The organism is Micromonospora sp. KC207 (assembly GCF_004348615.1).
Classification (GTDB): Bacteria; Actinomycetota; Actinomycetes; order Mycobacteriales; family Micromonosporaceae; genus Micromonospora.
In genome coordinates, this window is record NZ_SMKJ01000264.1 from 1 (window position 1) to 10,166 (window position 10,166).

Genomic DNA, 10,166 nt, shown 5'->3' on the forward strand with positions numbered 1-10,166 from the left:
GGCCGGCGGGACACCGTCGCGACGGGGTCCGGCCCGGCCTTCCGGGCGGCGGCGTGGTGCAGCGCCGCCCGGAAGGCCGAGGCGTCCGGGTGGCGGCCGGCCGGGCAGGGCACGACGGCCCGGCGCAGCACCGCCGCCACCTCGGGCGCGACGCCCGGGCGCAGCCGGGCCGGATCCGGCCGGGCCGCGTCCGCGCCGAGCAGCCGCAGGCCGAGCCGGCCCAGCCCGTACACGTCGGCGCGGGTGTCGACGACGGCGAGGGGGTCGTCCTGCTCCGGCGCCATGTAGCCGGGGGTTCCGGCGCGGGCGGTGAGACCGGACGCGGCGGCGAGCGCCTTGGCCAGCCCGAGGTCGGCGATCAGCACCCGTTCGCCGTCCGGCGTGGAGCGGAAGAGGACGTTGCCGGGGGTCAGATCGCGGTGCACCACGTCGTGGCGGTGCAGGACGGCGACCCCGGCGGCGATCTCGGCGAGCACGGCCAGCGCGACCGGCACGGGCAGCGGGCCGTCCGCCAGCCGGTCGGCCAGGCTGCCGCCGTCCGCCCAGGCCATGACGAGGTACGGCCGGCCGTCGGGCAGCTCGCCCACCGCGTGCACCCGGACCAGCCGTTCATGGTCGAGCCGCCGCAGCAGCCGGCCCTCGTCGAGGAAGCGTTCGCGGACCCGCAGGTCGTGGTGCCAGTTCTCGGCCAGCACCTTGATCGCCACCCGGGCGTCGAGGACCGGGTCGTGGCCCAGCCAGACCGTCGCGAACGACCCCGCGCCGAGCAGCCGCTCGATCCGGTAGGGCCCGATCCGCACCGGACTGGTCACCGCGTCACCCCCGCCGCTGCGTCTCGACGGTAGACGGTCATGTCGGGAAACCGACGAACCGTGGCCGCCTCCGGGGAGACCAACAGGTCAGGACAACCCGATCCGGAGGAGGAGATCCCCATGCACCGTCTCCCGTACCCCATCGTCTCAGCCGCGCTAACCGTGGCCGCGCTCGTCGCGGTCGCCGCCGCGCCCCCGGCCGTCGCCGCCGCGCCGCTTCACCCCCAGCACGGCGTCGACGCCGGTGCGACGGCACCCGGCCGGTCCGCCACCGCACCGGGTCCCGGCGTCGGGGACCGGACCCAGGTCATGAGCGTGCGGGGCGCCGGGCCGTTCCGGATCGGCGCCGACCTGGCACGCCTGTCGGCGGCCGGGCTGATCGACTGGACGGCACCCGGGTGCGACGGCGCGGTCCAGGCGGGCGTCACCGGGGCCTGGGCGGGCCAGATCATGCTGGCCTTCGTGGGCGGCCGGCTGGTGGAGATCGGCACCGCCACCGTGCCGCCCTACTCACCCGCCGGCGCGGGGGTCGGCATGACCTTCGACGAGCTGGAGGAGATCTACGGCCCCCGGGGCGAGCTGATCACCAACAACGCCGGGGACGAGTCGGGCTACCTGGTGCGGTACGGCTCGCGGGTGGAGCTGTTCACCGGTCACCCGATCCGGCCGGGTGTCGGCTATTTCCAGGTCGGCCCGGCGTCCTTTGTCGAGCGCGGCTTCCGGGAGGGCCGCCCCTGCTGACCGGCGACCGGCGGGGCGACCCGGTCCACGGGCGCCCCGCCCCCGCCCGACGGTGCCGACCAGCCGGGGTCCGAGCGCCGATCAGCTTGCCGTGCCCGCGCCACGCCCGGCGCGGACGCCGCTCGCCCGGCCGCCACGGCTCAGCCGACCGCCGCCATCACCTCGTCGGAGACGTCGAAGTTGGCGTAGACGTTCTGCACGTCGTCGCAGTCCTCCAGCACGTCGATCAGCTTGAAGACCTTGCGGGCGCCGTCCTCGTCCAGTTGCACGTTCATGCTGGGAATGAGGGAGGATTCGGCCGACTCGTACTCGATGCCGGCGTCCTGCAGGGCGGTACGCACGGCGATGAGGTCGGTCGCCTCGGAAATCACCTCGTACGCCTCGCCGAGGTCGTTGACCTCCTCCGCGCCGGCGTCGAGGACCGCCATCATCACGGCGTCCTCGCTGGTGCCGGCCTTGGGGACGATCACCACTCCCTTGCGGGAGAACATGTACGACACCGAGCCGGCGTCGGCAAGGGACCCACCGTTGCGGGTCAGCGCCGTGCGGACCTCGGTCGCCGCCCGGTTGCGGTTGTCGGTGAGGCACTCGATGAGCATCGCGACGCCGTTCGGGCCGTACCCCTCGTACATGATGGTCTGCCAGTCGGCACCGCCGGCCTCCAGGCCGGAGCCGCGCTTGACCGCCCGGTCGATGTTGTCGTTCGGTACGGAGTTCTTCTTCGCCTTCTGGATGGCGTCGTAGAGCGTGGGGTTGCCGGCCGGATCGCCGCCGCCGGTGCGGGCCGCAACCTCGACGTTCTTGATCAACTTGGCGAACATCTTGCCGCGCTTGGCGTCGATCACGGCCTTCTTGTGCTTGGTGGTCGCCCACTTTGAGTGGCCGGACATCTGCTACCTCCGTCTGTTGATCACGCCTGCGTCGACTGCCCGCGCCAACTCCACTTCTCCACCGGCGTACGACGGGCCGGCCGGCTCTGCGTGGATGGCCGCGGCGGGCACGAAGCCCTGCCGAACCGCGGCAATCCTACCGAGGTGGCGCGGGTCGGTGTCACACCCGGCACCGGCTCGCCCGGCGGCCGACGTGCCGAGGGGCCCGCCCGGACGTCCGGACGGGCCCCTCGGGTACGGCTCAGGCGGCACAGGCCAGGTACGGCTCAGGCGGCGCGGACCAGGTCCACGAAGTAGCGGTGCAGCCGCAGGTCGCCGGTCAGCTCGGGGTGGAAGGCGGTGGCCAGCAGGTTGCCCTGCCGGACCGCGACCACCCGCCCGGCGGCCGGCCCTTCGGCCACCTCGCCCAGGACGTCGACGCCGGCGCCGACCCGCTCGACCCACGGGGCCCGGATGAACACCGCGTGGAACGGCTCGCCCTCGACCCCGGCGAGCCGCACCGGGGCCTCGAACGAGTCGACCTGCCGGCCGAACGCGTTGCGCCGGACGGTCATCTCGATGCCGGCGAAGCCGCGCTGGTCGGGGCGGCCGTCGAGCACCTCGGTGGCCAGCATGATCATGCCGGCGCAGGAGCCGTAGACCGGCATGCCGGCGGCGATCCGCTTGTCGATCGGCTCGCGCATCTCGAAGATGTCGGCGAGCTTGCTGATCGTGGTGGACTCGCCGCCCGGGATGACCAGGCCGTCGACCGCGTCCAGCTCCGCGGGCCGGCGCACCGGGCGGACGTGCGCGCCCACGCCGGTCAGGGCCGCCACGTGCTCCCGGACGTCGCCCTGGAGCGCGAGCACACCGATGGCGGGTGCTGCCGTCACGTTCGCTCCTCTCCTCGGCTGTGCGGAAGGGGCCCTTCCTATGCCGGAAGCGTTGACAGGGGCCCCTCCTTGCACGTCACCAGCCGCGCTCGGCCAGGCGGTGCGGCTGCGGGATCTCGTCGACGTTGATGCCCACCATGGCCTCGCCGAGGCCCCGGGAAACCTTGGCCAGCACGTCCGGGTCGTCGTGGAAGGTGGTGGCCTTCACGATCGCGGCGGCGCGTTGGGCCGGGTTGCCGGACTTGAAGATGCCGGAGCCGACGAAGACGCCCTCGGCACCGAGCTGCATCATCATCGCGGCGTCGGCCGGGGTGGCAATGCCGCCGGCGGTGAACAGCACCACCGGGAGCTTGCCCGTCTCGGCGACCTCCCGGACCAGCTCGTACGGGGCCTGCAACTCCTTGGCCGCGACGAACAGCTCGTCGGTCGGCAGGGAGCTGAGCCGGGCGATCTCCTGGCGGATCTTCCGCATGTGCATGGTGGCGTTGGAGACGTCGCCGGTGCCGGCCTCACCCTTGGAGCGGATCATGGCCGCGCCCTCGGTGATGCGGCGCAGCGCCTCGCCCAGGTTGGTCGCCCCGCACACGAAGGGAACGGTGAAAGCCCACTTGTCGATGTGGTTGGCGTAGTCGGCGGGGGTCAGCACCTCCGACTCGTCGACGTAGTCCACGCCGAGGGACTGGAGGATCTGGGCCTCGACGAAGTGGCCGATGCGGGCCTTGGCCATGACCGGGATCGAGACGGCGTTGATGATGCCGTCGATCATGTCCGGGTCGCTCATCCGGGACACCCCGCCCTGGGCGCGGATGTCGGCGGGAACCCGCTCCAGGGCCATCACCGCGACGGCACCGGCGTCCTCAGCGATCTTGGCCTGCTCGGCGGTGACCACATCCATGATCACGCCGCCCTTGAGCATCTCGGCCATCCCGCGCTTGACGCGGGCGGTCCCGACGACGGGGGTGGTGCTGGCGTTCGGGGAAGTGGTTTCGGGCACGGGTCATCGCTCCTTGGCGTGCTCGGGGGGTGGCTCAGCTGAATGCTACGACGGGTGCAACGCCACTCCGACAGCCAATCAGACCCACGGTGGCCTGCCCTGTGGCCGTCATCACCCCACCGGCAGCGGCTCAGGCGGGCACGTCGGTGGGCAGTTCGAGGGTCGGGTCGTCGATGTCGAAGTAGCGCGGCCAGGGGTGTCGCCGCCCCATCCGCAACAGCCGCACCAGGGGGCGGCCGCGAGCGGACCGGGCGTCGCGGACCAGGTCGGTGTGCACCTGGCGGGCCAGCGCGAGCCGCCGGCTCGCCGCGATCACCGCCTCGCATTCCGGGTCGGTCGGGTCCAGCCGCACCGCCCGCAACTGCCGGGTGAGGTCGTTCTCCGCGGCCTCCCGCTCCTCCGGCTCGGCGTCCAGGGCGATCCGGGCCGCCGCGTACAGCTCCACGCCGTAGCGCCGCTCGGCCAGCACGGCCGCCGCGGCGGCGCGGCGCAGCAGGTGCGCGTCGAGGGCCCGGGCCGCGGAGTCCGCGCGCACGCGCAGCCGCTCCACCCGGCCGGCGGTCCAGATCAGGTACGCCGCGACGAGCCCAACGAGCAAGCTCGCGCCCACCACCCACCACATGCCCGGCATCGTAGTGCTGCTCCGTTCGCCTCGTCCGGGGTGCGGCGGACGCCGACACCCCGGTCACCCGGCCCTACGGGGTCACCCCGCTCGCCGGCCCGCCGGTCTCAGCCGAGCCCCGCCCACTCCTGGTCGATGACCCGCCCGTCGGTCGCCTCGATCGCCGCCGCGTACACCTCCAGGACCCGGCGGGCGACCACGGGCCAGTCGAAGTGCGTCACCACCAGGTCTCCGCAGGCGGTCAGCTCGGCCCGCCGCGCCGGGTCGTCGAGCAGCCCCGCCAGGGCCGCCCGCAGCGCCACGGCGTCGCCGGTGGGGAAGAGGTGCCCGGCCCGGCCGCCGTCGAGCACCCGGCGGAACGCGTCCAGGTCGCTGGCCACGACGGTGGCGCCGGCCGCCAGGGCCTCGGTGAGGATCATCCCGAACGACTCCCCGCCGGTGTTCGGGGCCACGTAGAGGTGGACGCTGCGCAACATCCGCGCCTTGTCGGCCTCGGAGACCAGCCCGAGGAAGGTGACCCGGTCGCGCAGCGGGGCGGGGAACCGGTCGAACAGGTCGTCCGGGTCGCCCGGCCCGGCCACCAGCAGCCGCAGACCCGGCCGGGAGCGGGCCAGCTCGACGAACGCGTCGCGCAGGATCGGGAAACCCTTGCGGGCCTCGGTGAACCGGCCGAGGAAACCCAGCGCGCCGCCCTCGCCGGGCCCGCACTTTCCGGGCCAGCCGGGCAGCGGGGCCGCGTGGCTGAACTTGGCGACGGTGACCCCGTTGGGGATCTCCACCGCGCCGCCGTCCATGTGCTCGACCTGGACCCTGCGCGCGAGGGCGCTGACCGCGATCCGGGCGGTGATCCGTTCCAGCACGATCTGAAGCACGCCCTGCGCGGCGGCGAGCACCCGGGACCGGGTCATCGCGGTGTGGAAGGTCGCCACCACCGGCCCCTTGGCCGACAGTACGGCCAGCATCGACAGGCTCAGCGTCAGCGGCTCGTGCACGTGCAGCACGTCGAACTCGCCGCGGGCGATCCAGCGCCGGACCCGGGCGGTGGAGACCGGACCGAACGCTATCCGGGCCACCGACCCGTTGTACGGCAGCGGCACGGCCCGGCCCGCCGGCACCACGTACGGCGGCAGCGGGGAGTCCTCGTCGGCGGGGGCGAGGACGCTCACCTCGTGCCCGAGCCCGAGCAACGCCTCCGCGAGGTCCATCACGTGGTTCTGCACCCCGCCCGGCACGTCGAAGGAGTACGGGCACACGATGCCGATCCGCATTCCAGCGCCCCTTCGCCTCAGGCCGTTCCGGCGGCGGCCGGCGGCCCGGCGGCGGGCCGGGACCCGTCGTCGCCGGTGCCGCGCTGATCCAGCCACATCCGCTGCAACATGTGCCAGTCTTCCGGATGCCGGGCGATGCCCGCCGCCAGACCGTCGGCAATGCGCTGGGTCAGCACCCGGACCCGCTGGTCCAGCGGCCCGCTGTCCGCCTCGGGCAGGGGCAGCGGGCCGGCGATCGAGGCGCACGCGGCGTCCGGTTCGTACCACATCGAGGTGACGTAGAGCGGCGCGCCGGTGCGGATCGCCAGCAGCGCCGGGCCGGCCGGCATCCGGGTCCGCGCGCCGAAGAAGTCGACCTCCACCCCCCGGGCCGACAGGTCCCGGTCGGCCAGCAGTGGCACCACCGCGCCGCGGCGCAGCCGGTCCACCAGCACGTCGAACACGGGGCGGTCCCCGCCGTGGGTGGGCAGGATCTCCATGCCCAGGCCCCGGCGGAAGGCGAGGAAGCGCTGGTAGACGCCCTCGGGCTTGAGCCGTTCGGCGACCGTGGTGATCGGCCAGCCGGTGGCGGCCACCCAGGCCCCGGCGGCGTCCCAATTGCCGGCGTGCGGCAGCGCCACCACCGCGCCCCGGCCGGCGGCCACGTCGGCGGCGAGCTGGTCGATGCCCTCGGGGGCGAGCCGGAACCCGGCGAGGATCTGCTCGCGGCTCAGCGCCGGCAGCCGGAACGCCTCCATCCAGTAGCGCGCGTAGGAGCGCAGGCCGCGGCGGACCAGGTCGTCCAGCTCGGCCTCGGGCAGCTCGGGGCCGACGACCCGGCGCAGGTTGGCGCGCAGTCGGGCCGTACCCCCGCCGCCGGCGAGGTGGGCGCGGTCGGCACCGGCCCGGAAGGCCGCGGCGACGACGGGCCGGGGCAGCGCGCGGGCCAGGCGCCAGCCGGCGACGTAGCCCAGCTCGGTGAGGTTCACCCCCGGGACCCGCTCGGCGTGGTCGCGTGGGCCTGCCGGTACACGTGGGCCATCCGCTGCCCCACGGTGAAGATCGAGACGGCGGCCAGCAGCCAGAGCGCGACCTGTAGGGCGTACGGGACGCCGACGCCGGTGAGCAGGCCGCCGACGCCGACGATGAGCAGCCGTTCGGTGCGCTCGGCGATGCCGACGTTGCAGGTCATTCCCAGCCCCTCGGCGCGGGCCTTGACGTAGGAGACGAGGCCGCCGGCGGCCAGGCAGATCAGCGCGGCGGCGACGCCGGCCTGGTCGCCCTCGCTGGCCAGCCAGTACGCCACCGCGCCGAAGACGGCGCTGTCGGCGACCCGGTCCATGCTCGAGTCGAGGAACGCGCCGAAACGCGTCGAGCCGCCGCTCATCCGGGCCATCGTCCCGTCGAGCAGGTCGGTGAGCGCGAAGACCGTCACGATGAGGGCACCGGCGACGAGGTGCCCGCGGGCGCCGAAGCCGAGCGCGCCGACGAGCACCCCGAGGGTGCCGGTCACGGTGACGGCGTTCGGGGTCACGCCCGCGCGGAGCAGGCCGCGCGCGATCGGCTCGACGACGCGGGTCATCCCCGCCCGGGCCGACACTTGGAAGATCTTCGCCATGGCGGTCCCACGATAACGGCCGACACCCCGCGACGGTACGCCCCGGTCGCCGACCCGCCCGAGGAAGTCTTGTGTCGGCTCCGCAAGAGGTGTGAGATCGAGTGTGGGGGTGATTTAGCTCACCAGCCGGGCCGTCCCGTACCCGTCGCGCAGCGGATCACCGGAGGATGTCGCCGCGGCAGAAGCACCGGACCGCTTCTCCGTCGCGCGCGGCGGTCGCCACCCACCACCGGTTGAGGGAGGTGCGCCCCATGGCGCAGAGGAGTCAGGAGAAGGGGGCCGCCGGCGGCGCGCCGACGGTGACCGAGCCCGGCGGGGTACGCAACGTGGTGCTCGTCGGCCACTCCGGGGCGGGCAAGACGACCCTGGTCGAGGCGCTGCTCGCCGCCACCGGCACGATCGGCCGGGCCGGCACGGTCGCCGACGGCACCACGGTCTGCGACCACGATCCGGCGGCCGTACGCCAGCAGCGTTCGGTGAGCCTGGCCTGTGCCCCGTTGGTGCACAACGGCGTCAAGATCAACCTTCTGGACACCCCCGGCTACGCCGACTTCGTCGGCGAGCTGCGCGCCGGCCTGCGGGCCGCCGACGCCGCGCTGTTCGTGGTCTCCGCCGTCGACGGGATGGACGCCGCCACCGCCGTGCTCTGGGAGGAGTGCGCCGCCGTCGGCATGCCCCGGGCTGTCGCGGTGACCCGGCTGGACCATCCGCGCGCCGACTTCGACGAGGCCGTGGCGCTGTGCCAGCGGGTCTTCGGCGACAACGTGCTGCCGCTGCACCTGACGATGCTCGGCGACGACGGCGAGTCGGTGGCGGGGCTGCTCAACCTGGTCACCCGCCGGGTCTTCGACTACACCGCCGGTTTGCCGGCGCAGGTACGCGAGCCCGACCCGGAGCACCTGCCGGCGATCGCCGAATCCCGCAACGAGCTGATCGAGGGGATCATCGCCGAGAGCGAGGACGAGTCCCTCATGGACCGCTACCTCGCCGGCGAGGAGATCGACACCGACGTGCTGGTCGCCGACCTGGAAAAGGCCGTCTCCAAGGGGCACTTCCACCCGGTGCTGCCGGTCTGCGCGGCGACCGGGGTCGGCCTGGACGTGCTGCTCGACGGCCTGGTCTCGGCGTTCCCCTCACCGCTGGAGCACGAACTGCCCGCCGTCACCGGCGTGGACGGATCCCCGCGCCCGCCGCTGACCTGCGACCCGGCCGGCCCACTCGTCGCCGAGGTGGTCCGCACGACGGTGGACCGGCACGTGGGGCGGGTGTCCCTGGTCAGGGTCTTCTCCGGCACCCTGCGCCCCGAGCTGACCGTGCACGTCGCCGGGCACGGCCTGGCCGAGCGGGGGCACCCCGACCACGACGCCGACGAGCGGGTCGGACACCTCTACACCCCGCTGGGCGCGGCCCTGCGCGAGGTGGGCGCGTGCGTGGCCGGCGACATCTGCGCCATCACCAAGTCGGGCAGCGCGGAGACCGGCGACACCATCTCCGCCAAGGACGACCCACTGCTGGTCGCACCGTGGGAGATGCCCGAGCCGCTGCTGCCGGTGGCGGTCGTCGCGCACAGCCGCGCCGACGAGGACGCCCTGGCCCGCAACCTGGCCCGGCTGGTCGCCGGTGACCCGACCCTGCGGCTGGAGCGCAACCCGCAGACCCACCAGCTCGTGCTGTGGTGCATGGGCGAGGCGCACGCCGACGTGGTGCTCGACCGGCTGCGCGCCGGCGGCGCCGAGCTGGACACCGAGCCGGTGCGGGTGGCCCTGCGGGAGACTCTCGCCGCGCCCGCGAAGGGGCACGGCCGGCATGTCAAGCAGTCCGGCGGCCACGGCCAGTACGCCGTCTGCGACATCGAGGTGGAGCCGCTGCCCCGGGGCGCGGGGTTCCAGTTCGTCGACCGGATCGTCGGCGGCGCGGTGCCGCACAACTACATCCCGTCGGTGGAGAAGGGCATCCGGGCCCAGCTGGAGCGGGGCCTGGTCGCCGGGCACCCGGTGGTGGACCTGCGGGTGACCCTGGTCGACGGCAAGGCGCACAGCGTCGACTCCTCCGACGCCGCGTTCCAGACCGCCGGGGCCCTCGCCCTGCGCGACGCCGCCGAGAAGGGCCAGCCCATCGTGCTGGAGCCGGTCGACGAGGTGGTCGTCCGGGTGCCGGGCCACACCGTCGGCGCGGTGCTGGGCGACCTGGCCGGCCGGCGCGGCCGGGTGCTCGGCACCGAGCCCGACCCGGACGCCGAGGGGCACACGCTGGTCCGCGCCGAGGTGCCGGCCGTCGAGCTGCTGCGGTACGCCGTCGAGCTACGCGCCCTCACCGCCGGCACCGGCACCTTCCGCCGCCACTTCACCCACCACACCCCCGCCCCTTGAC

The 10,166-nt window shown here is 74.2% G+C and carries 10 protein-coding genes; 2 read left to right on the forward strand and 8 right to left on the reverse strand.

The features are described 5' to 3' along the window. On the reverse strand, positions 1–812 hold an 812-nt coding region (locus E1258_RS25750), incomplete at its 3' end, for a serine/threonine-protein kinase (protein WP_132405658.1). A gap of 120 nt (positions 813–932) precedes the next feature. Between E1258_RS25750 and E1258_RS25755 the strand changes: the two genes are divergently transcribed. Next, positions 933–1,553, forward strand: coding sequence for a hypothetical protein (locus E1258_RS25755; RefSeq protein WP_132405660.1), 621 nt, complete (start codon positions 933–935; stop codon positions 1,551–1,553). A 140-nt stretch (positions 1,554–1,693) separates the two neighbouring features. On the opposite strand, the gene E1258_RS25760 is transcribed toward E1258_RS25755, so the two are convergent. The 7 genes from E1258_RS25760 to pgsA all read right to left on the reverse strand — a co-directional run bounded on the left by E1258_RS25760 (position 1,694) and on the right by pgsA (position 7,796). After that, positions 1,694–2,443 (reverse strand): YebC/PmpR family DNA-binding transcriptional regulator, encoded by a 750-nt coding sequence (locus E1258_RS25760; RefSeq protein ID WP_132405662.1) that lies wholly within the window; start codon positions 2,441–2,443, stop codon positions 1,694–1,696. A gap of 266 nt (positions 2,444–2,709) precedes the next feature. Then, positions 2,710–3,315: a pyridoxal 5'-phosphate synthase glutaminase subunit PdxT gene (gene pdxT, locus E1258_RS25765; protein ID WP_132405664.1), complete on the reverse strand. Its 606-nt coding sequence runs from the start codon at positions 3,313–3,315 to the stop codon at positions 2,710–2,712. Between the two features lie 76 nt (positions 3,316–3,391). Then, positions 3,392–4,309, reverse strand: a complete 918-nt coding sequence (pdxS, locus tag E1258_RS25770; protein WP_007075757.1) for a pyridoxal 5'-phosphate synthase lyase subunit PdxS — start codon at positions 4,307–4,309, stop codon at positions 3,392–3,394. A gap of 130 nt (positions 4,310–4,439) precedes the next feature. After that, complete coding sequence (locus E1258_RS25775) at positions 4,440–4,940, reverse strand: hypothetical protein (RefSeq protein ID WP_007075756.1); 501 nt, start codon at positions 4,938–4,940, stop codon at positions 4,440–4,442. Positions 4,941–5,038: 98 nt separating this feature from the next. Then, positions 5,039–6,199 (reverse strand): glycosyltransferase family 4 protein, encoded by a 1,161-nt coding sequence (locus E1258_RS25780; RefSeq protein WP_132405666.1) that lies wholly within the window; start codon positions 6,197–6,199, stop codon positions 5,039–5,041. 17 nt (positions 6,200–6,216) lie between these two features. Then, positions 6,217–7,167, reverse strand: coding sequence for a phosphatidylinositol mannoside acyltransferase (locus tag E1258_RS25785; protein WP_132405668.1), 951 nt, complete (start codon positions 7,165–7,167; stop codon positions 6,217–6,219). Then, a complete protein-coding gene (gene pgsA, locus E1258_RS25790) occupies positions 7,164–7,796 on the reverse strand; it encodes a phosphatidylinositol phosphate synthase (protein ID WP_132405670.1) in 633 nt (210 codons plus the stop codon). Before pgsA ends, E1258_RS25785 begins: the two co-directional genes overlap by 4 nt. A gap of 251 nt (positions 7,797–8,047) precedes the next feature. Here pgsA and E1258_RS25795 point away from each other — a divergent pair, with 251 nt between their 5' ends. Then, a complete protein-coding gene (locus tag E1258_RS25795; protein ID WP_132405672.1) occupies positions 8,048–10,165 on the forward strand; it encodes an elongation factor G-like protein EF-G2 in 2,118 nt (705 codons plus the stop codon). The last annotated feature ends 1 nt before the right edge of the window (position 10,166 follow it).

What these genes read in the sequence shown, in the direction of transcription:
- E1258_RS25755 (WP_132405660.1), top strand. Translation starts at nt 933, where the DNA reads ATGCACCGTCTCCCGTACCCCATCGTCTCAGCCGCGCTAACCGTGGCC.
- pgsA (WP_132405670.1), bottom strand. Translation starts at nt 7,796, where the DNA reads ATGGCGAAGATCTTCCAAGTGTCGGCCCGGGCGGGGATGACCCGCGTC.
- E1258_RS25775 (WP_007075756.1), bottom strand. Translation starts at nt 4,940, where the DNA reads ATGCCGGGCATGTGGTGGGTGGTGGGCGCGAGCTTGCTCGTTGGGCTC.
- E1258_RS25795 (WP_132405672.1), top strand. Translation starts at nt 8,048, where the DNA reads ATGGCGCAGAGGAGTCAGGAGAAGGGGGCCGCCGGCGGCGCGCCGACG.
- E1258_RS25760 (WP_132405662.1), bottom strand. Translation starts at nt 2,443, where the DNA reads ATGTCCGGCCACTCAAAGTGGGCGACCACCAAGCACAAGAAGGCCGTG.
- E1258_RS25780 (WP_132405666.1), bottom strand. Translation starts at nt 6,199, where the DNA reads ATGCGGATCGGCATCGTGTGCCCGTACTCCTTCGACGTGCCGGGCGGG.